This is a genomic window from Citrobacter sp. RHB36-C18, assembly GCF_013814485.1.
In the GTDB taxonomy this organism is placed as follows: domain Bacteria; phylum Pseudomonadota; class Gammaproteobacteria; order Enterobacterales; family Enterobacteriaceae; genus Citrobacter; species Citrobacter braakii.
Genome location: NZ_CP057125.1, coordinates 2,158,553 through 2,180,679, shown reverse-complemented (window position 1 = coordinate 2,180,679; position 22,127 = coordinate 2,158,553). Strand labels below are relative to the sequence as shown.

Here is a 22,127-nt window from a genome sequence, read left to right as displayed (position 1 = left end):
AATCATCGTTTCAGAGCAGGCTCGTTGGCGCTGCTAATACGATTTAATAATAAAAAGTGTGTTAACTATAACCACTATATCATTTCTATGTGAGCTGTATAGGGATGACAAAAAATAATACGCCAGAAACAAAAAGGGCCGCTTACGCGACCCTTTGAGGAGAAACTCAGCCGGAATGCTGTTATTTCTTCCCTTCTACCCATTTACCGTCAACGAAGAACGCGGACCAGCCGGTCGCCTTACCGTCTTTCTCCGCAGCAACGTATTGCTGCTTGGTTTTACGGCTGAAACGAACCATCGACTTGTTGCCGTCCGGGTCAGTCTGCGGCGCATCTGCCAGATAGCGCAGTTTTTCCGGCAGACGATCGCGGAAGCGGTACAACTCTTCAACCAGCGGCGCACGTGTCTCACGTGATTTCGGGAACGTATTTGCCGCCAGGAAGATACCTGCAGCACCATCACGTAACACGAAATACGCATCAGATTTTTCACACGGCAGTTCCGGCAACGGAACCGGATCCTCTTTCGGTGGAGCAACTTCACCGTTACGCAGGATCTTACGGGTATTTTTGCACTCGTCGTTGGTACACGCCATGTACTTGCCGAAACGTCCCATTTTCAGGTGCATTTCAGAGCCACATTTCTCGCACTCAACGATAGGACCGTCATAACCCTTGATGCGGAATTCGCCTTCTTCGATCTCATAGCCATCACAGGTAGGGTTATTACCGCATACATGCAGCTTGCGCTTAGGATCGATAAGGTAGCTGTCCATCGCCGTGCCGCACTTCTGGCAGCGACGTTTGGCGCGCAAAGCGTTGGTTTCCGCATCGTCGCCTTCCAGCACGTTCAGCACTTCGTTTTCCGGCACCAGGTTAATGGTGGTTTTGCAACGCTCTTTCGGGGAAAGCGCATAGCCAGAACAACCCAGGAAAACGCCGGTGCTGGCGGTACGAATACCCATCTTGCGACCGCAGGTTGGGCAATCAATGCTGGTCAGCACCATCTGGTTCGGACGCATACCGCCCTCTTCAGGATCTTTCTCGGCTTTATCCAGTTGCTGAGTAAAATCAGTGAAGAAGTTGTCGAGTACGCCCTTCCATTCGGCTTCGTGATTTGCCACCTGGTCGAGACTGTCTTCCATCTGCGCGGTAAAGTCGTAGTTCATCAGTTCGCGGAAGTTTTCTTCCAGACGATCGGTGACGATTTCACCCATTTTTTCAGCGTAGAAGCGACGGTTCTCAACGCGAACATAACCGCGATCCTGAATCGTAGAAATGATCGACGCATACGTGGATGGGCGACCAATACCACGTTTTTCAAGCTCTTTAACCAGCGAAGCTTCACTGAAGCGCGCAGGCGGTTTGGTAAAGTGTTGCGCAGGTGTCAGTTCGATGAGCGTCAACGTATCGCCTTTATCCACCGCAGGTAAAATGCGGTCTTCATCGCCCTTACGCAGCGCAGGCATCACTTTCGTCCAGCCATCGAAGCGCAGAATACGACCACGCGCCTTCAGACGGAAATCACCCGCACCCACCGTCAGCGTGGTGGAATCATATTTAGCAGGCGTCATCTGACAGGCAACAAACTGGCGCCAGATCAGCTGATACAGTTTTTGCGCATCCGCTTCCATATCTTTCAGCGATTCCGCCTGAACGGCGACATCGGAAGGACGGATAGCTTCGTGCGCTTCCTGCGAGTTCTCTTTGCTGGCGTACTGGTTCGCGCTCTCCGGCAGATACTTTTTGCCGAAATTATCGCTGATGTAATCGCGAACCATGTTCACCGCATCCTGGCTCAGGTTGGTTGAGTCAGTACGCATATAAGTGATGTAGCCCGCTTCATACAAGCGCTGCGCCATCATCATGGTTTTCTTCACGCCGAAGCCCAGACGCGTGCTGGCGGCCTGCTGTAGCGTGGAGGTGATGAACGGCGCACCCGGCTTGCTGCTGGTCGGCTTATCTTCGCGTTCCAGAACGCTGTAGCGCGCTTTTTCCAACAGGCTAACGGCGGCAAGCGTTTGTTCCCGGTTGACCGGACGGAACGGTTTATCATTCTGATGCGTCACCTCAAGCGGTAACGCGTCACCGCCTGGCGTCGTCGTGTTAGCATCAATTTCCCAGAACTCTTCTGGAACGAATGCTTTGATTTCGCGTTCACGCTCAACCACCAGACGCACGGCAACCGACTGTACGCGGCCTGCTGACAGGCCTCGCGCAATTTTTTTCCACAGCAGCGGCGACACCATATAGCCCACAACACGGTCCATAAAGCGGCGCGCCTGTTGCGCATTGACGCGGTCGATGTTCAGCTCGCCCGGCTTTTCAAACGCCTGACGAATAGCGTTTTTGGTAATTTCGTTAAACACCACGCGACTGTAGCGGGTGTCGTCGCCGCCGATCACTTCCCGCAGGTGCCACGCAATGGCTTCCCCTTCGCGGTCAAGGTCGGTTGCGAGATAGATGTGGTCGGCTTTTTCAGCCAGTTGCTTCAGTTCAGAAACAACTTTTTCTTTACCGGGCAGCACTTCATAGCGCGCATCCCAGTTGTGCCACGGGTCAACACCCATACGATTGACGAGAGCGCCACGTTCATCCTTTTTGGGCTTTTTAGCCGTTTTGGTGGAGGTTGAGTCGGCGCTCTTTTTAGTTGCTGAGCCACTGGTCGGCAAATCACGGATATGACCGACGCTGGATTTCACCACGTAGTCATTACCCAGATACTTGTTGATCGTTTTGGCTTTTGCCGGGGACTCAACGATGACAAGAGCTTTACCCATATTCACCTTTACCTAATTTGATTCTTCCAGAATGCGTCGCACGTTGATTCACCTTCCACTGGCGACGAGACATCGATATGGTCTCTGCGTCGGCGGATATCAACCCTTAAACTGATTCGCGATTGTAATGTAACTCTCATGTAACTGAGTTAACAGGCTTTTTCGCTCACAAACGCTATAGCACGACGGAGTAATGGTCGAATGTCAAGCAAATCTGTTGCCAGATTGACGAAAGCGTCACACTGTACCTGATAAAATGCGTTACGCAACTTTATTAGCATGCAAAAACAAATCTCGCCACTTGCAACACTGTCGTAAGACCTTCATTTAAGTCAGGGAATATTTGCCCATAAGCCGGGCTCGGCGTAGACTAATGTCCTTGTTTAAGGAGTAAATAATGCATAAAGACACTCAACCCATCGATCGCGAAACACTGCTGATTGAAGCCAACAAAATCATTCGTGAGCATGAGGACACGCTGGCGGGGATTGTCGCCACCGGCGTAACGCAGCGAAATGGCGTGCTGGTTTTCAGCGGAGATTACTTTTTAGACGAGCAAGGGCTACCGACGCCCAAAAGTACGGCGGTGTTTAATATGTTTAAACATCTGGCGCACGTACTTTCTGAAAAGTATCACTTGATCGATTAACACGAGAAATGATTTGCCGGATGACGGCTGCGCCTCATCCGGCAATTACAATTTTACATCAGCGGTTTTTGTCCTCGCTGCCACCAGCGCATCAGTAAACGATCGGCGCTCTCGGCGGCACTGCCGGTAAAACGGTCCATCAGTTTTTTACGCTGCAGATAACGTACGTTCAATACGTCACGACCGTCCATCAGTCCGAGGATCACCTCATCACTGGTATTGATCTCATCCACCAGCCCGTTGGCCAGCGCCTGTTGACCAAACCAGTGTTCACCCGTGGCAACCTGCTCAATGTCCAGAGCCGGACGCATGCGCTGTACAAAATCTTTAAACAGATGATGCGTTTCATTCAGGTCTTCGCGGAATTTCTGCCGCCCTTCTTCCGTGTTTTCACCAAGTAAGGTCAGCGTACGCTTGTACTGTCCGGCGGTGTGCAGTTCGATATCAATATCTTTCCCTTTCAGGAAGCGGTGAAAGTTCGGGATCTGTGCCACAACGCCAATAGAGCCGACAATAGCAAACGGCGCCGAGACAATTTTATCCGCCACGCAAGCCATCATATATCCGCCGCTCGCAGCGACTTTATCTACCGTAACGGTCAGCGGGATCTGCTTATCGCGCAGACGTTGTAACTGGGACGCGGCCAGGCCATAGCCGTGTACTACGCCGCCCGGACTTTCCAGACGAACCACGACCTGATCCTGGGGTTTAACGACCGCCAGCACTGCCGTCACCTCTTCGCGTAATGCGCTGACCTCATGGGCATCCATACTGCCTTTAAAATCAAGTACCCATACCCGTGGTTTATCAGATGACGTACTGTCTCCCAGTTTCGCTTTTGCCTTAGCGGCCTTCGCCTCAAGCTTGTGTTTCTTTTTCTGCGCCTTATGCCAGAATTTTTGCTGATGCCCATCCAATAAGGCCAGCGACAGGTCTTCTTTCATCTCTTTATATTGATCGCTGAGATTAATAACCCGCAATTCCCCACGCTGACGTTTGCGTTGTGTCGCGTTTACGATCAGCATAACTACCACCGCAATAGCCACCACGACAGTGACAATTTTTGCCAAAAACAACCCATATTCAGACAACAATTCCACGTGACCCACCTTGGTTAAACAACGCTACTTTCGCTCAGTGTACAACAGCCTTGTTAACCCGTCTTGCTTCATCCATTCAGTAAAAAGCATGACAACGCGTTCATTTTGCGGTGTTATTGCCTTTGGCTGATTGAAAAAGAACAGGCTTTAAGGCATAAAGCCCAAAAGTTATCGCGAACGAGATGGCCAGGACGTCGCCGAGGAGTAGCCGTGCATTATCAACCGAAACAAGATCTTCTACAGGACCGCATTATTCTGGTCACCGGTGCCAGCGATGGTATCGGGCGTGAAGCCGCACAGACCTACGCGCGTTACGGCGCGACCGTGATTCTGTTAGGGCGTAACGAAGAAAAACTGCGTCAGGTTGCCCGCTCCATCGCCGAAGAAAAAGGTACGCAACCACACTGGTTCACGCTGGATTTGCTCACCTGTACGTCTGACGAATGCCACCAGCTCGCACAGCGCATTGCCGCGCATTTCCCGCGTCTGGATGGCGTATTGCATAATGCCGGATTGCTCGGTGACATTTGCCCGATGAGCGAGCAAAACCCGCAGGTATGGCAGGACGTGATGCAGGTAAACGTGAACGCCACCTTTATGCTGACTCAGGCATTGCTGCCGTTGTTGCTCAAATCCGATGCCGGATCGCTGGTCTTTACCTCCTCCAGCGTCGGTCGCCAGGGGCGCGCCAACTGGGGGGCATACGCCACCTCCAAATTTGCTACCGAAGGAATGATGCAGGTTCTGGCTGATGAATATCAGAACCGCCACCTGCGCGTAAACTGTATCAATCCTGGTGGAACGCGTACCGGCATGCGAGCCAGCGCGTTCCCGACGGAAGATCCGCAAAAATTGAAAACCCCCGCCGATATTATGCCGCTCTACCTGTGGCTGATGGGCGATGACAGCCGCCGTAAAACCGGTATGACTTTCGATGCCCAGCCGGGCCGTAAACCAGGAATCGCCCAATGAGTGAAGAACGCTATCAGCAGCGCCAGCAGCGCGTAAAAGACCGGGTTGACGCCCGTGTTGCCGCCGCCATAGACGAGCGCGGGATTATTATTGTGTTCACCGGAAATGGTAAGGGTAAAACCACCGCCGCGTTCGGTACCGCCACGCGCGCAGTAGGCCACGGTAAAAAAGTCGGCGTAGTGCAATTTATTAAGGGGACGTGGCCAAACGGTGAACGAAACTTACTCGAACCCCACGGCGTTGAGTTTCAGGTCATGGCGACAGGATTTACCTGGGAAACGCAGAACCGCGAGTCCGACACCGCAGCCTGCATGGCAGTGTGGGAACACGGCAAGCGGATGCTGGCCGACGCTGAGCTGGATATGGTGATACTGGACGAGCTGACCTATATGGTTGCATACGACTATCTGCCACTCGACGAGGTCATCAATGCCCTAAACGCGCGCCCTGCCCATCAAACGGTCATTATCACCGGTCGTGGATGTCATCGCGATATTCTGGAGTTAGCGGATACGGTCAGCGAACTGCGGCCGGTTAAGCACGCCTTTGAAGCGGGCGTGAAAGCCCAGATGGGGATCGATTACTGATAGTAGGCCGGATAAGGCGCTTACGCCGCATCCGGCTCCACGCTAACGCCTGATGGCGCGTTGCTTATCAGGCCTACTCATGATTAACCGTTGTTGCTGCGACCGCCCGGACGACGGCTGCCGCCAACCTGCGAGTGGCGCTTCACCGCACGGCGGATCTGGTTTGCCTTCATACGGCGACGATCTTTCTCGACGGCAACTTTAGAGGTGGTTTCCGGCTTCAGTTCCACCAGTTCACGCAAATAGTTGGTCTGCGCGAGGTCAAGTTCCGTCCAGCCGCCACGCGGCAGGCCCTTCGGCAGTGGGATATCACCGTAACGTACACGGATAAGACGACTTACCTGCACGCCCACGGCTTCCCACAGGCGACGGACTTCACGGTTACGCCCTTCGGTCAACGTGACGTTATACCACTGGTTGATCCCTTCACCGCCGCTGAACTTGATCGTTTTAAATGCGGCCGGACCATCTTCCAGCTGCACGCCACGACTCAGATCGCGCAGTTTTGCGTCATCAACCTGACCAAACACACGCACCGCATATTCACGTTCAACTTCGCGGCTTGGGTGCATCAGACGGTTCGCCAGTTCGCCATCGGTGGTAAACAGCAGTAAACCACAGGTATTCACGTCCAGACGTCCCACGGCAATCCAGCGCGCATCGCGCAGTTTTGGCAGACGATCAAACACGGTCGGACGACCTTCCGGGTCGTTACGGGTACACAGTTCACCTTCTGGCTTGTAATAAGCCAGAACACGGCAGATTTGCTCCGCAGATTCTTTCACCGAAATCAGATGACCGTCGATACGGATTTTCAGACCCGGCGTAACTTCAACGCGATCGCCGAGCGTGGCAATTTTGCCATCAACACTCACGCGACCCGCGGCAATTATGGATTCAATTTCACGGCGAGAACCGTGGCCAGCGCGCGCCAGCACTTTTTGTAACTTTTCGCTCATAGAGCTTCCTTTAGATGTCGCCTTCACAGGCGTCGAACAGGAGAATCAACGGCGCCAGTCAGCGCCATTTTAAGGCCGCGTAGTATAGCGGTTCGCGCCCTTATAAGAAAGGTTTAACGTCGCCGACGCCTTCGCGCAATACCACCGGGGAATCATCGGTTAAATCAATGACCGTGGTTGGCTGCTGGCCGAGATATCCACCGTGGATAATCAAATCCACCACTTTCTCCAGACGATCTTTGATTTCTTCCGGATCTGACTCGGTAAATTCGCTGCCCGGCAGCATCAGTGATGTAGAGAGCATAGGCTCGCCCAGCGCTTCCAGCAGCGCCAGCGCAATCGGATTCGAGGGTACACGCAAACCGATGGTCTTACGTTTTTCCTGCAACAGTCGACGTGGTACTTCTTTCGTCCCCTTCAGGATGAACGTGTAGTTGCCCGGCGTGTTGTTTTTAATTAAACGGAAGGCCACGTTGTCGACAAACGAATAGGTCGACAGTTCGGACAGGTCACGACACATCAGCGTAAAGTTGTGCCCGTCCGGCAGGTGACGGATGCGACAAATGCGCTCCATTGCGCCTTTATCTTCAATTTTGCAACCCAACGCATAGCCGGAATCAGTTGGATAGACGATCACCCCTCCTTTACGCACGATTTCAACGGCCTGATTGATCAGTCGCTGCTGTGGGTTTTCGGGATGAATATAAAAAAACTGGCTCATACTTTCCTCTCTGTGGTCTCGGGCTGTTCCCAAAGTTGCCAGACGCCTTCTACGCCTGCGGGCAACCAGAGTTTACGACCCAGCTCAATCCATGGGCAGGGTAGATGAAAATCAGACCCTTGCGATGCCCACAGTTGATGCTGACGCGCAAGCGTCGCCAGATGGGTGCGTTCATTGGGAGACTGCTGGCACTGTGCCACTTCCATCGCGTCGCCGTGATGTTCAGCAAAATGCGCAACCAGTCTTTTCAGCCACTTAGCGCTAAGATCGTACCGCCCAGGATGAGCCAGAACTGCCTTACCGCCAGAATGATGAATGACATCAATAGCTTGTTCTATTGTACACCACTGTGGCGGAACGTAACCGGTTTTCCCACGAGCAAGATATTTTTTAAAGACATCCGCCATGGTTGTGGCTTTTCCGCACTCCACCAGGAAACGCGCGAAATGCCCCCGAGTGATCGCCCCGCCATCAGCCAGGCGTAATGCCCCTTCCCACGCGCCGGGAATATGCGCTTTGTCGAGTCGTTCAGCAATCAGGCGCGCGCGCTGCTGACGACGTTCCGTTTGCTGCGCCAGAAATTCGCACATCATTGGATGGGCGATATCAATGTTCAGACCCACGATATGGATCTCATGGTTTTCCCAGACTGTTGATATCTCGACGCCAGGGATCAAATTTAACGCTAAACCCGCACGTGAAATTTCTTCTCTTGCCGCCGCAATACCCGCCGTGGTGTCATGATCGGTGATCGCCAGTGTACCGACTCGCATCTCTACCGCACGGTGTACTAAGGCTTCTGGCGTTAATCGCCCATCGGAGGCTGTAGTATGACTGTGCAGGTCATAAATCACTGCGTAATTCGTGTCGCTCAATGCGGCTCCCGTTTCACTAAATGTCTTAACCCGCTCATCATAGCGGTTTAGACAAATATACTGAAATCAGGTGTTGACTTTATTCCATTGAACTAGTTAACTAGTACGCAAGTTCACATGAAGAAGGTATCTGAGATGAAAGCAACATTTGTTCTGCACGGTTGGTGGCGCACTTCCTGATTTCGGGCAGTGTCTTACGTCTGCAATATGCAACCAGATACCCGGCCCGCCAAATGAGCGGGCTTTTTTTTGAACAAAATTAATGAGAATAACGATGCAAACACAAAAACCGACACTCGAACTGCTTGCCTGCGATGCCGCCTACCGTGAAAATCCGACGGCGCTGTTTCATCAGGTGTGTGGCGCACGTCCAGCAACGCTGCTGCTGGAATCTGCCGATATCGACAGCAAAGACGATCTGAAGAGCTTGCTGCTGGTCGACAGTGCATTACGCATTACCGCCATCGGTGACACTGTCACCATTCAGGCATTATCCGCTAACGGCGCATCGCTGCTGCCGCTGCTGGATGCTGCCCTGCCCGCGGGCGTTGAGAACAAACAACAGCCGAATGGTCGCCATCTGCGATTCCCTGCCGTTAGCCCGCTGCTGGATGAAGACGCCCGCTTATGTTCCCTGTCCGTATTTGATGCCTTCCGTTTATTGCAGGAGCTGGTTAATGTTCCTGCGCAAGAACGTGAAGCGATGTTCTTCGGCGGTCTGTTTTCCTACGACCTGGTTGCCGGTTTTGAAGATTTACCTCAGCTTGAAGCGGGCAACCGTTGCCCTGACTACTGCTTCTATCTGGCAGAAACGCTCATGGTCATCGACCATCAGAAGAAAAGCACCCGCATTCAGGCCAGCATATTTACCCCCAGCGATGCAGAAAAACAGCGTCTTAATGCCCGTCTGGCGCAACTGAGCCAGCAGCTTACCGAACCTGCGCCGCCGCTGCCCGTCACTGAAGTTCCGCACATGCGCTGCGAATGCAATCAGAGCGATGAAGAGTTTGCCGCCGTGGTTCGTGGTATGCAAAAAGCCATTCGCGCTGGCGAAATTTTCCAGGTGGTTCCATCCCGTCGTTTCTCGCTGCCCTGCCCGTCACCGCTGGCGGCCTACTATGTGCTGAAGAAAAGTAACCCCAGCCCGTACATGTTTTTTATGCAGGACAACGATTTCACACTGTTCGGCGCCTCTCCGGAAAGCTCGCTGAAATACGATGCCACCAGCCGGCAGATTGAAATCTACCCGATTGCCGGGACCCGCCCACGCGGTCGTCGTGCGGACGGTTCGCTGGACCGCGATCTCGACAGCCGTATTGAGCTGGAGATGCGTACCGATCATAAAGAGCTTTCCGAACACCTGATGCTGGTAGACCTGGCACGTAACGACCTGGCGCGCATCTGTACGCCCGGCAGCCGCTACGTTGCTGACCTCACCAAAGTGGATCGTTATTCCTTCGTTATGCACCTGGTTTCCCGCGTAGTCGGCGAGCTGCGTAGCGATCTGGATGTGCTGCATGCTTACCGCGCCTGTATGAACATGGGCACGCTAAGCGGCGCGCCGAAAGTTCGCGCCATGCAGCTTATCGCCGAGGCCGAAGGCCGTCGTCGCGGCAGCTATGGCGGCGCAGTGGGTTACTTCACGGCCCATGGCGATCTGGATACCTGTATTGTGATTCGTTCCGCCCTCGTGGAAGACGGTATTGCCACCGTACAGGCTGGCGCCGGAATTGTTCTGGATTCCGTTGGGCAGTCAGAAGCCGATGAAACCCGTAATAAAGCGCGTGCGGTTCTGCGTGCTATCGCCACCGCACACCACGCACAGGAGACCTTCTAATGGCTGACATTCTGCTGCTCGATAATATCGACTCTTTTACCTATAACCTGGCAGATCAGCTGCGTACTAACGGTCATAACGTGGTGATTTACCGCAACCATATTCCGGCCCAGACATTAATAGACCGCTTAGCGACCATGAAAAATCCGGTGCTGATGCTCTCCCCAGGTCCAGGTGCGCCAAGCGAAGCGGGCTGCATGCCGGAGCTGTTAACCCGCCTGCGCGGCAAGCTGCCGATCATCGGCATTTGTCTGGGGCATCAGGCCATTGTCGAGGCCTATGGTGGATACGTGGGACAGGCTGGGGAAATCCTGCACGGCAAAGCGTCCAGCATTGAACACGATGGTCAGGCAATGTTCGCCGGTCTGGCAAATCCGCTGCCAGTGGCGCGCTATCACTCGCTGGTTGGCAGCAACGTTCCGGCCGGATTGACCATCAACGCCCACTTTAACGGCATGGTGATGGCGGTACGTCACGATACCGATCGCGTATGTGGCTTCCAGTTCCATCCAGAATCCATTCTGACCACCCAGGGCGCACGTCTGCTGGAGCAAACGCTGGCCTGGGCGCAACAGAAACTCGAACAGACCAATACCCTGCAACCTATTCTGGAGAAACTGTATCAGGCCCAGACGCTGTCTCAGCAGGAAAGCCACCAGCTGTTCTCCGCCGTGGTACGCGGTGAACTGAAGCCGGAACAACTGGCTGCGGCGCTGGTGAGCATGAAAATTCGTGGCGAGCACCCGAATGAAATTGCCGGTGCGGCAACCGCGCTGCTGGAAAACGCCGCCCCGTTCCCGCGACCTGATTATCTGTTTGCCGATATTGTCGGTACCGGTGGTGACGGCAGCAACAGTATCAATATTTCCACCGCCAGCGCCTTTGTGGCGGCCGCTTGCGGACTGAAAGTCGCCAAACACGGCAACCGCAGCGTCTCCAGCAAGTCGGGCTCTTCGGATCTGTTAGCGGCTTTTGGCATCAATCTGGATATGAACGCCGATAAATCCCGTCAGGCACTTGACGACCTCGGTGTGTGTTTCTTGTTTGCGCCGAAATACCACACCGGTTTTCGCCATGCTATGCCGGTACGCCAACAGTTGAAAACCCGTACGCTGTTTAACGTCCTCGGCCCGTTGATTAACCCGGCACATCCGCCGCTGGCGCTGATCGGCGTTTACAGTCCGGAACTGGTGCTGCCGATTGCCGAAACGCTGCGCGTGTTGGGGTATCAGCGGGCAGCCGTGGTGCACAGCGGCGGCATGGATGAAGTTTCCCTGCATGCACCGACCATTGTGGCAGAGTTGCATGATGGCGAAATCAAGAGCTATCAACTGACGGCGGAAGACTTTGGCCTGACGCCTTACCACCAAGAACAGCTGGCTGGCGGCACGCCGGAAGAAAACCGTGACATTCTTAGTCGCTTGTTACAAGGTAAAGGTGAAGCCGCTCATGAAGCTGCTGTTGCCGCGAATGTCGCCATGTTAATGCGCCTGCACGGTGAAGAAGATTTAAAAGCCAATGCGCAAACCGTGATTAATGTACTGCGCAGCGGCGCGGCCTATGACCGTGTCACTGCACTGGCAGCAAGAGGGTAAATGATGCAAACCGTTTTAGCGAAAATTGTCGCAGACAAGGCGATTTGGGTAGAAGCCCGCAAACAGCAACAACCGCTGGCCAGCTTTCAGAATGATGTTCAACCCAGCTCTCGTGATTTCTACGATGCGCTGCAAGGTGCACGCACCGCCTTTATTCTGGAGTGCAAAAAAGCGTCTCCGTCAAAAGGCGTGATCCGTGATGACTTCGACCCGGCACAGATTGCGGGCGTATATAAACAATATGCTTCTGCGATTTCCGTACTGACCGATGAGAAATATTTCCAGGGGAGCTTTGATTTCCTGCCCATCGTCAGCCGCATCGCACCGCAACCGATTCTGTGTAAGGACTTTATTATCGATCCTTACCAGATTTACCTGGCGCGCTTCTATCAGGCGGACGCCTGTCTGCTGATGCTGTCGGTACTTGATGATGAGCAATATCGTCAACTCGCCGCCGTCGCCCACAGTTTGAAAATGGGCGTACTGACCGAGGTCAGTAACGATGAAGAGCTGGAGCGTGCTATCGCACTGGGTGCCAAAGTCGTCGGTATCAACAACCGTGATTTACGCGACCTGTCGATCGATCTGAATCGCACCCGCCAACTGGCGCCGCGACTGGGTCATGGCGTAACCGTCATCAGCGAGTCCGGTATCAATACCTATGGTCAAGTGCGAGAACTCAGCCACTTCGCCAACGGTTTTCTGATTGGCTCCGCGTTGATGTCGCATGATGATCTGCATGCTGCCGTGCGTCGCGTTCTGCTCGGCGAAAATAAAGTCTGCGGTTTAACCCGGCCTCAGGATGCAAACGCGGCATACGAAGCGGGTGCCATATACGGCGGGTTGATTTTTGTGTCCACATCGCCACGCGCGGTCAGCGTTGAACACGCGCGCGAGGTCATGACCGGCGCACCGCTGCAATATGTCGGGGTGTTCCGCAACACAGAGATCACCGACGTGCGCGAAACAGCGGTGGCTCTGGGGCTAACAGCCGTGCAATTGCATGGTAGCGAAGACCAGGCCTATGTTGACGCCCTGCGCGACGCGCTACCCGAACAGGTGCAAATCTGGAAGGCATTAAGCGTCAGCGAAACGTTGCCAGCTCGTGATTATCAGCACGTCGATAAATACGTATTCGACAATGGTCAAGGCGGCAGTGGTCAACGCTTCGACTGGTCACTTTTAGGCGGACAATCGCTGGATAACGTTTTACTGGCTGGCGGACTCGGCGCTGATAACTGCGTTGACGCGGCAAAAACCGGCTGTGCCGGTCTCGATTTCAATTCTGGCGTAGAGTCACAGCCGGGCATCAAGGATGCACGTCTTTTGGCTTCGGTCTTTCAGACGCTGCGCGCATATTAAGGAAAAGGACATGACAACATTACTCAATCCGTATTTTGGTGAATTTGGCGGTATGTATGTGCCACAGATTCTGATGCCTGCCCTGCGCCAGCTGGAAGAAGCTTTTGTCAGCGCGCAAAAGGATCCTGAATTTCAGGCGCAGTTTACAGACCTGCTGAAAAACTATGCTGGTCGTCCAACTGCACTGACCAAATGCCAGAACATTACTCAAGGCACCAACACTACGCTATATCTCAAACGTGAAGATTTGCTGCACGGCGGCGCGCACAAAACCAACCAGGTGCTGGGCCAGGCATTGCTGGCGAAACGTATGGGGAAAACGGAGATCATCGCCGAAACCGGCGCGGGCCAGCACGGTGTTGCATCAGCTCTCGCCAGCGCACTGCTGGGGCTGAAATGCCGTATTTATATGGGTGCAAAAGACGTTGAACGCCAGTCGCCAAACGTTTTCCGTATGCGTCTGATGGGGGCTGAAGTTATCCCGGTTCACAGCGGTTCTGCAACGCTGAAAGATGCCTGTAACGAAGCGCTGCGCGACTGGTCTGGCAGCTACGATACCGCGCACTATATGCTCGGTACGGCGGCGGGTCCACATCCCTTCCCGACCATTGTTCGTGAATTTCAGCGCATGATCGGCGAGGAAACTAAAGCGCAGATCCTTGAAAAAGAAGGTCGCCTGCCGGACGCGGTTATCGCCTGCGTGGGCGGCGGTTCTAACGCCATCGGTATGTTCGCGGACTTTATTAATGAAACCAGCGTCGGTCTGATTGGCGTCGAGCCTGGCGGTCATGGGATTGAATCAGGGGAACATGGCGCACCGTTGAAGCATGGTCGTGTCGGGATTTACTTCGGCATGAAGTCCCCGATGATGCAGACCGAAGAAGGACAGATTGAAGAGTCTTACTCTATTTCCGCGGGGCTGGATTTCCCGTCTGTCGGGCCGCAGCATGCGTATCTGAACAGCATTGGTCGCGCCGATTATGTTTCGATCACCGACGACGAAGCGCTCGAGGCCTTCAAAACGCTGTGTCTGCACGAGGGGATTATTCCGGCGCTGGAGTCCTCCCATGCCCTGGCACACGCATTGAAAATGATGCGTGAAAACCCGGAAAAAGAGCAGTTACTGGTGGTTAATCTCTCCGGTCGCGGCGACAAAGACATTTTCACCGTACACGATATTCTGAAAGCGCGAGGGGAAATCTGATGGAACGTTACGAAAACCTGTTTGCACAGCTGAAGGACCGCAAAGAAGGTGCTTTTGTCCCCTTCGTAACCCTGGGCGATCCGTCTGTTGAGCAGTCACTGAAAATCATTGATACGCTGATTGAAGCCGGTGCTGATGCCCTTGAGCTCGGTATTCCGTTCTCCGATCCGCTGGCTGACGGTCCAACCATTCAGGAAGCCACCCTGCGTGCGTTTGCCGCCGGCGTCACGCCGTCGCAATGCTTTGAAATGCTGGCGCTGATTCGCCATAAGCACCCTACGATTCCCATTGGCTTGCTGATGTATGCCAACCTGGTGTTTAGCAAGGGCATTGACGAGTTTTACGCCCAGTGTGAAAAAGTGGGCGTGGATTCCGTGTTAGTGGCCGATGTTCCCGTTGAGGAGTCCGCGCCATTCAGAGCTGCGGCGCTCCGCCACAACATTGCGCCAATTTTTATCTGCCCACCGAACGCTGATGAAGAACTGCTGCGCCAGATAGCCTCTCATGGCCGCGGCTATACCTATTTGCTTTCGCGTGCGGGCGTGACCGGTGCAGAAAATCGAGCGGCGTTACCGCTGCATCACCTGGTCGAAAAGTTGAAAGCATATGATGCTCCGCCTTCTTTACAGGGGTTTGGTATCTCTGCGCCTGAGCAGGTAACCGGCGCTATTGACGCTGGCGCTGCCGGCGCAATTTCCGGCTCGGCAATAGTGAAAATCATTGAGAAAAATGTTGCGGCACCGGAACAGATGCTGGCTGAGCTGAAAGCTTTTGTCAGCGCGATGAAAGCCGCCACCCGGCAGTAAGCTAAATCAACCGCCAGAGACTTCTGGCGGTTTTACGCTTCTTTCGTGTGCTTCATTTTATACATGGCGCTATCTGCATTCTGAATAGCCACATCCAGTTCACCGTTCACCTCTGCAATCCCCCACGATACTGACAATGGCACGGTATGACCGTCCACTACAAACACATGGCTGGTCACCTGCCCGCTGATACGTTGAGCAATTGCGATGGCATCAGTTGCCTGCGAGCGAAACAGCAGGATCATAAATTCATCCCCGCCGGTACGAATCACAATATCGTGGCTGGTGCGGGTGTTTGATAACATCCTGTTGGCGATAATTTGCAGCGCACGATCGCCTGCCGCGTGACCCCAGGTATCATTGACGGCCTTGAACTTATTGCAGTCCAGTAGCACCACCGAACAGTGTGATAAATCTCGGCGCTTGATGATGTCGAGTATTCGGCGATTAAAGCAACCGGTCAGGGTGTCTATATAAACCTTCAGGTCGCTTTCGTTTAGCCATGATTTTAGCGAGAAACTAATCATGATGAAAAAGAACGGCGCCAGCAGGATCACGATCCCGGCATGGGTATCGCGCGTCATAAAACGGCCTAATGAAAGCGAATAGTGCAGCGCATATTTCTCCGAAAAATTGCGCACTAAAAAACGGGATTGACCTGTACATTTACCGGATAAACAAAGACTTTCATTGTTGGTCAAATTTACCAATTCCACATTCAACTCTGGTGGGAGCTGGTAGTCAAATGCTTGAGCCAACGCTTCCTGCAATTCGGGCTTTGAATGGTCATAAACCAGATAGGCCACGATTTGGTCTGATATCTCTTTGCCAGACAGATCGTAGATATAGCTCACCACGCTGTAAGCTTTTTCACCGGTAATTTTATCGGTATAGAAGTTCGTTGAACTAAGGGCTTTGTTTTTGACGTTTTTTTGCAACAGTCGGGTATAGAAATCGACCGGCGGATAGAAAAAGTTGGTGAGATCCCGCGCCATTTCAGAATTTGAGAAACTGAAGTTGCGCGAATCGGAAGCCATAAACCAGTAAAAATAATCTGAATTTTTGGCGATAATATAACGATGTGCATCGAAGCTGCCCGGATTTAGCTCATTAACCATACCACGAATAAATTCCGCCGCCGTATACATACACAGCGCGTTGTGGCTGGCTTGCTGGGCAATAATTGTCCCTGTTACCGAATGCAGACGCTTTGGGTCGGCGTTAATTCCCCATTCATTCTCATTGCGGGGAACAAATTGTGAAATATCGCCACATTGCTCACCCGATTTAATATGGTGATAGCGCTCACCAATCGCATCGGCGATCAGCTCATTATCGTTAAAAATGTCCATCATGCGCGCTTGCATGCGGTTAACACCGTCACTGACTGCAGCCATCCGCTGCTCATAAATTATAAACAGAAACAACGACGTAAATATCAACGTAATGAGCCCTGATACCAGCAGTGCCTGCCTGTTTCTGAGCTTGTCCTGCACAATCTTCACGAGTTCACCCTGATAGTTAACATATTGCCAAACCGGTTACCCGTTTCTGTCGTTGCATAACTGCGCTGTATGTTGATTAAGAATGTTAACCGTCCCTAAGCTGATGCCTTAGAAGCCCGCCGTTGTGTGCGCTAAAGTTACAGACTTATACAATAAAAGCACATTTTTGTTAACATAAATGCAAACTAATCATCACCCTCAATCGGATACCCTGCCCGACGAATGGCCTCACGACAATCGCTCACGCCTGCGGCATAGCCCGCTTCAATCTCACAAACAGGACTGGCGCTGCAATAAGGTAGTTTAACCGGAGTCGCAATGCGTTTCTCCAGTACTTCAATTTTATCCATAAAATTCAATAAGTCACGCGCGGCACTCACGGCGAACTCTGCCGTTTCATCTCCGGTGAATGGTTCCAAAAGTGTGATTTTTTGTTGTAGCAGGTGGCGAGTCAACATCATCGTCAATGCCCTCAAAGCCAGTTTGCTTAAAGAGTAGCATTACATCGACGGGGAGAAAGGCAGGAAGAAATAAACTGGTAATAAAAAAGCTGACCGTGGAACGATCAGCTTTTCAGTATTTTAATCACGGACTTAGAAGCGATAACCCGCGGAGAACATAAACACCCACGGATCGAGGCGGACGCTGTCATGCTGCTGCGCGCCAGCCAGTTTGTAGCTCGCGGTGGTGTCGATATCCATGTACCAGACCGACATGTTAATCAGCCAGTCGCGGTTAATCAGATAGTCCATACCCACTTGCCCTGCTGCGCCCCAGGAGTCTTTCAGGCTCAGGTCAGATAAACCGGTTTCTTTGCCGTTATTGTTAAAACCTTCGTCAAAGAAGGTGGTGTAGTTCACACCGACACCAACGTACGGACGCAGTTTGCTGCTGGAATCGCCGAAATACCACTGTGCCATTAAGGTCGGCGGTAAATGGTGAACGGTCGCAATATCACCTGTTGTGGCAGTGCCAATTTTATGGCGGAACGGCGTGGCTGCCAGTAATTCAACACCGATATTGTCGGTTGCCATGTAGGTAAATGTCAGACCCAACTGCGTGTTATTGCTGACATCAAAGCCACCCAGGCTCCCCAGCGTACCACCCGCGCCTTCCGTCGGTCTGACGGTGGCAGAACCTGCACGAATAAAGAATTCTCCGGCTTCATGCGCAAATACGTTACCAGAGAGAAGAGTTGTTAAAGCCACTGCTGCAACTGTTAATTTTTTCATGTCCGCTCCATCGTTATGGTTATAAAAGCGGAACGAATATACCCACATTGGAGTAATAAGTGATCTAACCTGGATCACATTGACTTTGATAATTTAACATTTATTGATCCAGATTAAGTTAGAACTTGCATTCAAAATCCTGGTTAACCTAATTCAGATCAATTTTGATATATTTTCGCCACGCAAGTACCTGGCCTCCGTTGCAGAATGGCGATGGTTATTTGTTCGTGATGCGCAGAGAACAACCAACGTTCTTGCATGACGCTGAAGTCATAGTCAAAAATTACCGGGGCTTTACAAAGATATGCTTTTCCATACACCGCGCGATGCTGCCACTGTAGAGTTATCCAGGGTACAATTGCCCACAAATGAACACCTGCAAAACTCAAGGAGAGTGCATGTCTATCACGGCGAAATCCGTTTACCGTGACACGGGAAACTTTTTCCGTAATCAATTCATTACCATCTTGCTGGTATCGTTGTTGTGCGCGTTTATCACAGTGGTGTTAGGGCATGCCTTTTCTCCCACCGACGCACAAATTGCGCAACTCAGTGAAGGCGATCAGTTAACCAGCAGCGTGGGATTGTTCGATCTGGTGCAAAACATGACCCCGGAGCAACAGCAAATTTTGCTACGCGCTTCCGCGGCGTCGACGTTTTCCGGTCTGATTGGTAATGCCATCCTCGCCGGGGGTATTATCCTGATGATTCAACTGATTTCAGCCGGTCATCGGGTCAGCGCATTACGCGCCATCGGTGCCAGCGCGCCGGTTTTGCCGAAGCTGTTTATTCTGATTTTTCTGACTACTCTGCTGGTGCAAATCGGTATTATGCTGGTGGTGGTACCCGGTATTCTGCTGGCTATCCTGCTGGCACTTGCACCGGTGATGTTAGTACAGGACAAAATGGGTGTCTTTGCCGCGATGCGCAACAGTATGCGTCTGGCGTGGTCGAATATGCGCCTGGTTGCACCAGCAGTGATCGGTTGGCTGTTGGCAAAAACGTTGTTGTTGCTTTTTGCGCCAAGTTTTGCGGTACTTACGCCAAATGTAGGCGCGGTATTGGCGAATACGCTGAGCAATATGATCTCCGCCGTGTTGCTGATCTATTTGTTCCGCCTGTACATGCTAATTCGCCAATAAACCCTGAACGCATTCCGGGCTTGTCCCCGGTGCTTTTGATGACGGAATCGAAGAATGAAGCAGTTTCTTGATTTTTTACCGCTGGTTGTCTTTTTTGCTTTTTATAAGCTCTATGACATCTACGCGGCGACCTCGGCGCTGATTGTTGCGACGGCTGTGGTTTTGATTTACAGCTGGGTCCGCTATCGCAAGGTCGAGAAGATGGCATTGATCACTTTTGTTCTGGTAGCCGTGTTCGGTGGCCTGACCATTTTCTTCCACAATGATGAATTCATTAAGTGGAAAGTAACGGTGATTTACGGGCTGTTTGCCGGTGCGCTGCTGGTTAGCCAATGGGTAATGAAAAAGCCGCTGATTCAGCGCATGTTAGGTAAAGAGCTGAGCTTGCCACAGCCGGTTTGGATAAAACTTAACTTCGCCTGGGCCGTCTTCTTTATCCTGTGCGGTCTGGCGAATATCTATATCGCGTTTTGGCTACCGCAGAATATTTGGGTCAACTTTAAAGTATTCGGCCTGACCGCCCTGACTTTACTATTTACGTTACTGAGCGGAGTCTATATTTACCGCCACCTTCCGCAGGAAGATAAATCGTAATAAATGCTCGCCAGATCTCCGGATCTGGCGAATTTTTATCCCTTCGCGTTCCTTGTTGCCATCAACCTGGCTTACTTCCGCCGCGCAGGCCGCATCCCCTCTGTTCTCAGCGCGTAAATTCTAGTAGCATCGCGCCTGTAATCTTTCTCTATAGTCGGTTCTACAATGACAACAACGAATAACACTCCCCAGGGCGAACTGGTTTTACGCACTCTGGCTATGCCTGCCGATACCAACGCAAACGGTGATATTTTTGGCGGCTGGCTGATGTCACAAATGGATATAGGTGGCGCTATTCAGGCCAAAGAGATCGCACATGGTCGCGTGGTAACGGTGCGGGTTGAAGGAATGAGCTTTTTGCGCCCGGTTGCCGTGGGCGATGTGGTTTGTTGCTATGCACGCTGCGTGAAACGCGGGACGACCTCGATCAGCATTAATATTGAAGTCTGGGTGAAGAAAGTCGCTTCAGAACCTATCGGCCAGCGCTATAAAGCTACCGAAGCCCTGTTTATCTACGTTGCCGTTGATAAAGACGGTAAACCGCGGCCGATTCCCTCCCTGGCCTGATAGCACGCGCAAGCATCGCCATCCGGCAATCATTCTGCCGGATTTGGCGGCGTAACGCCAAATCCGGCCTGATGCTTACTCGATCTGTGTTGTGCCGTTCAGGCGGAAAACAATATTCACCACCAGCCCGGAGCCTGGCTTACCGGCTTCATAACGCCATCTGCGCATCGCATTTTTCACTTCACGCTCAAACATATTCGCAGGCTGTGCGGACAGAACTTCCACATTTTCAACCCGGCCATCCGAGGTCACGTCAAATTTGACCTTCACACGGCCTTCAATGCGCAACGCCTGTGCACGTGCCGGATATTGAGGCTGATTACGACTTAAGGCTCGCGGACCCGATGGTACGCTCACCGCCGGTTTAGTGGTTGCCGGAGCGGTACTGGTTGTTGGACGAGCAGGCGCCGTATTTTCAAACGGGGATGCCGGACGCGGCTCTGCTGGTTTAACATCACGCTTCGGCTGCTCTTCCACCTTTTTCACCGGTTTTGGCTTCGGTTTAGGCTTGGGCTTCGGTTTCTCAATCACTACCGGCGCTTCTTTTGGCGGTTCGGGGATCGGTTCTGGCTCCGGTTCAGGCTCGACGACGGGTTCCGGCGGCGGCTGAACGGCCTGAGGCGGTTCAAGATCGGCAGGCGCAACCATCGTAACGGAGATCGGCTGCGCTGGCGCAGGCAGTTCAATAACCTGATGTACCGAGGTATACAGCAAACCTGCCACTACAGCACCATGAATGCCGACAGAAAGTAACGTAGGCCAGGGAAAGCGACGAGGTAAATCAAGGGTCATTGAAGTCATAATCGTTTCAGTAAAAAAACCAGGCCCTGATTTTAAATGCAAATAGCAATCATATTCAATAAGACCGTGAAGCTAACTGGCATTTAAAACGCGATTTTATGATAAAAAACCATTTTCAAAGTATGGCCTTAACATATTAGTTATCTTTCCGTTGCAGTTACCAGGCCTTTCCAATAACGTAAATATGACCTTTTACCGTTCAAGGAGCTCTACCCGTGCTGTACGTTATTTACGCTCAAGATATCGCAGACTCTCTCGAAAAACGTCTTTCCGTACGCCCTGCTCACCTGGCTCGTCTGCAACTCCTTCATGACGAAGGCCGTTTGCTCACGGCGGGTCCCATGCCAGCGGTTGACAGTAACGATCCGGGCGCCGCAGGCTTTACCGGCTCAACGGTGATTGCAGAATTTGAATCTTTAGAAGCCGCGCAGGCGTGGGCGGAAGCCGATCCCTACGTGGCGGCAGGTGTTTATGCGCAGGTTTCAGTAAAACCGTACAAAAAAGTATTTTAAAAACAAAACGAAAAGCAGACATTGGGCACCGACAGCGGTGCCCTTTTGAGATCAGATGTTGTGGATCGCAAACAGCAACGAGTTACGTTGATGGTTGAGAATACACTTTCTGATGGTATGGATACGCATATTACGGCGCGATTGTCCTTCAAGCCAACGTGCTTTACGGCGGCTAGCCTGACGCAGCATCCGCCAGCGTCCCACTTCCGTTCTACTACGCTTCATGTTTACTACTCTTTCAGTCACTGAGCGGCCATTATAACGCCACACCGAATGCAGACCAGTGGTTTTCCCGTGTTTTTATTTGCCAGATTAATCCTGATGCGTA

At 52.4% G+C, this 22,127-nt stretch carries 23 protein-coding genes, 1 pseudogene and 1 other annotated feature; of the genes and pseudogenes, 14 read left to right on the top strand and 10 right to left on the bottom strand.

Going from position 1 to position 22,127, the window contains the following annotated elements:
- Window positions 1-181 precede the first annotated feature (181 nt).
- The gene (gene topA / locus HVZ52_RS10370; protein WP_016153252.1) at window positions 182-2,779 is read right to left on the bottom strand and encodes a type I DNA topoisomerase; all 2,598 of its coding nucleotides are present in this window, start codon (window positions 2,777-2,779) and stop codon (window positions 182-184) included.
- A gap of 397 nt (window positions 2,780-3,176) precedes the next feature.
- Here topA and HVZ52_RS10365 point away from each other — a divergent pair, with 397 nt between their 5' ends.
- Window positions 3,177-3,428 carry a YciN family protein gene (locus HVZ52_RS10365; RefSeq protein WP_003020616.1) on the top strand — a complete coding sequence of 84 codons (252 nt, stop codon included), beginning with the start codon at window positions 3,177-3,179 and terminating at the stop codon, window positions 3,426-3,428.
- 53 nt (window positions 3,429-3,481) lie between these two features.
- Here the strand turns inward: HVZ52_RS10365 and sohB are convergent, their stop codons facing one another.
- A complete protein-coding gene (sohB, locus tag HVZ52_RS10360; RefSeq protein WP_016153253.1) occupies window positions 3,482-4,528 on the bottom strand; it encodes a protease SohB in 1,047 nt (348 codons plus the stop codon).
- Between the two features lie 210 nt (window positions 4,529-4,738).
- On the opposite strand from sohB, the gene HVZ52_RS10355 reads away from it, so the two are divergent.
- Complete coding sequence (locus tag HVZ52_RS10355; RefSeq protein WP_016156651.1) at window positions 4,739-5,500, top strand: YciK family oxidoreductase; 762 nt, start codon at window positions 4,739-4,741, stop codon at window positions 5,498-5,500.
- A complete protein-coding gene (gene cobO, locus HVZ52_RS10350) occupies window positions 5,497-6,087 on the top strand; it encodes a cob(I)yrinic acid a,c-diamide adenosyltransferase (protein WP_016156652.1) in 591 nt (196 codons plus the stop codon). Before HVZ52_RS10355 ends, cobO begins: the two co-directional genes overlap by 4 nt.
- Before the next feature lie 83 nt (window positions 6,088-6,170).
- Here cobO and rluB read toward each other — a convergent pair whose 3' ends face one another.
- From rluB to rnm, 3 genes are all read right to left on the bottom strand, one after another.
- Window positions 6,171-7,046, bottom strand: a complete 876-nt coding sequence (gene rluB / locus HVZ52_RS10345) for a 23S rRNA pseudouridine(2605) synthase RluB (RefSeq protein ID WP_006684306.1) — start codon at window positions 7,044-7,046, stop codon at window positions 6,171-6,173.
- Window positions 7,047-7,146: 100 nt separating this feature from the next.
- Window positions 7,147-7,767: an L-threonylcarbamoyladenylate synthase gene (locus HVZ52_RS10340; RefSeq protein ID WP_016153256.1), complete on the bottom strand. Its 621-nt coding sequence runs from the start codon at window positions 7,765-7,767 to the stop codon at window positions 7,147-7,149.
- Window positions 7,764-8,642, bottom strand: coding sequence for an RNase AM (gene rnm, locus HVZ52_RS10335; RefSeq protein ID WP_029139558.1), 879 nt, complete (start codon window positions 8,640-8,642; stop codon window positions 7,764-7,766). The genes HVZ52_RS10340 and rnm overlap by 4 nt, the downstream gene beginning before the upstream one ends.
- A gap of 135 nt (window positions 8,643-8,777) precedes the next feature.
- Between rnm and trpL the strand changes: the two genes are divergently transcribed.
- From trpL to trpA, 6 genes are all read left to right on the top strand, one after another.
- Complete coding sequence (trpL, locus tag HVZ52_RS10330) at window positions 8,778-8,822, top strand: trp operon leader peptide (protein ID WP_012905981.1); 45 nt, start codon at window positions 8,778-8,780, stop codon at window positions 8,820-8,822.
- Window positions 8,799-8,893 (top strand) — a sequence feature (Trp leader region). It overlaps the preceding gene by 24 nt.
- 23 nt (window positions 8,894-8,916) lie before the next feature.
- Window positions 8,917-10,479, top strand: a complete 1,563-nt coding sequence (locus HVZ52_RS10325) for an anthranilate synthase component 1 (protein ID WP_016156654.1) — start codon at window positions 8,917-8,919, stop codon at window positions 10,477-10,479.
- Complete coding sequence (gene trpD, locus HVZ52_RS10320) at window positions 10,479-12,074, top strand: bifunctional anthranilate synthase glutamate amidotransferase component TrpG/anthranilate phosphoribosyltransferase TrpD (RefSeq protein ID WP_003020639.1); 1,596 nt, start codon at window positions 10,479-10,481, stop codon at window positions 12,072-12,074. Before HVZ52_RS10325 ends, trpD begins: the two co-directional genes overlap by 1 nt.
- 3 nt (window positions 12,075-12,077) lie before the next feature.
- Window positions 12,078-13,436 carry a bifunctional indole-3-glycerol-phosphate synthase TrpC/phosphoribosylanthranilate isomerase TrpF gene (trpCF, locus tag HVZ52_RS10315; RefSeq protein ID WP_181599287.1) on the top strand — a complete coding sequence of 453 codons (1,359 nt, stop codon included), beginning with the start codon at window positions 12,078-12,080 and terminating at the stop codon, window positions 13,434-13,436.
- A gap of 10 nt (window positions 13,437-13,446) precedes the next feature.
- Window positions 13,447-14,640 carry a tryptophan synthase subunit beta gene (trpB, locus tag HVZ52_RS10310; protein WP_003020645.1) on the top strand — a complete coding sequence of 398 codons (1,194 nt, stop codon included), beginning with the start codon at window positions 13,447-13,449 and terminating at the stop codon, window positions 14,638-14,640.
- A complete protein-coding gene (trpA, locus tag HVZ52_RS10305) occupies window positions 14,640-15,446 on the top strand; it encodes a tryptophan synthase subunit alpha (protein ID WP_049269468.1) in 807 nt (268 codons plus the stop codon). Before trpB ends, trpA begins: the two co-directional genes overlap by 1 nt.
- Window positions 15,447-15,478: 32 nt before the next feature.
- On the opposite strand, the gene HVZ52_RS10300 is transcribed toward trpA, so the two are convergent.
- From HVZ52_RS10300 to ompW, 3 genes are all read right to left on the bottom strand, one after another.
- Window positions 15,479-16,951 carry a GGDEF domain-containing protein gene (locus tag HVZ52_RS10300; protein WP_019076881.1) on the bottom strand — a complete coding sequence of 491 codons (1,473 nt, stop codon included), beginning with the start codon at window positions 16,949-16,951 and terminating at the stop codon, window positions 15,479-15,481.
- A 185-nt stretch (window positions 16,952-17,136) separates the two neighbouring features.
- A complete protein-coding gene (locus tag HVZ52_RS10295; protein ID WP_016153262.1) occupies window positions 17,137-17,412 on the bottom strand; it encodes a hypothetical protein in 276 nt (91 codons plus the stop codon).
- Window positions 17,413-17,544: 132 nt separating this feature from the next.
- A complete protein-coding gene (gene ompW, locus HVZ52_RS10290) occupies window positions 17,545-18,183 on the bottom strand; it encodes an outer membrane protein OmpW (protein WP_016153263.1) in 639 nt (212 codons plus the stop codon).
- Between the two features lie 283 nt (window positions 18,184-18,466).
- On the opposite strand from ompW, the pseudogene HVZ52_RS23015 reads away from it, so the two are divergent.
- The 4 genes and pseudogenes from HVZ52_RS23015 to yciA form a co-directional block, all read left to right on the top strand.
- Window positions 18,467-18,553: pseudogene (locus HVZ52_RS23015) on the top strand (YkgJ family cysteine cluster protein); the annotation flags it as partial.
- Window positions 18,554-18,581: 28 nt separating this feature from the next.
- Window positions 18,582-19,325: a YciC family protein gene (locus HVZ52_RS10285; RefSeq protein WP_016153264.1), complete on the top strand. Its 744-nt coding sequence runs from the start codon at window positions 18,582-18,584 to the stop codon at window positions 19,323-19,325.
- 54 nt (window positions 19,326-19,379) lie between these two features.
- Window positions 19,380-19,919, top strand: coding sequence for a septation protein A (locus HVZ52_RS10280; RefSeq protein ID WP_019076883.1), 540 nt, complete (start codon window positions 19,380-19,382; stop codon window positions 19,917-19,919).
- Between the two features lie 165 nt (window positions 19,920-20,084).
- Window positions 20,085-20,486, top strand: a complete 402-nt coding sequence (gene yciA, locus HVZ52_RS10275; RefSeq protein ID WP_016153266.1) for an acyl-CoA thioester hydrolase YciA — start codon at window positions 20,085-20,087, stop codon at window positions 20,484-20,486.
- A gap of 75 nt (window positions 20,487-20,561) precedes the next feature.
- On the opposite strand, the gene tonB is transcribed toward yciA, so the two are convergent.
- On the bottom strand, window positions 20,562-21,278 hold the full coding sequence (gene tonB / locus HVZ52_RS10270; protein ID WP_094762092.1) for a TonB system transport protein TonB: 717 nt from the start codon (window positions 21,276-21,278) through the stop codon (window positions 20,562-20,564).
- Window positions 21,279-21,502: 224 nt separating this feature from the next.
- Here tonB and HVZ52_RS10265 point away from each other — a divergent pair, with 224 nt between their 5' ends.
- On the top strand, window positions 21,503-21,799 hold the full coding sequence (locus HVZ52_RS10265; RefSeq protein WP_003020675.1) for a YciI family protein: 297 nt from the start codon (window positions 21,503-21,505) through the stop codon (window positions 21,797-21,799).
- Window positions 21,800-21,850: 51 nt separating this feature from the next.
- Here HVZ52_RS10265 and HVZ52_RS10260 read toward each other — a convergent pair whose 3' ends face one another.
- Entirely contained in the window at window positions 21,851-22,024 is a 174-nt protein-coding gene (locus HVZ52_RS10260; protein ID WP_016153268.1) for a YciY family protein, read from the bottom strand.
- Between the last annotated feature and the right edge of the window lie 103 nt (window positions 22,025-22,127).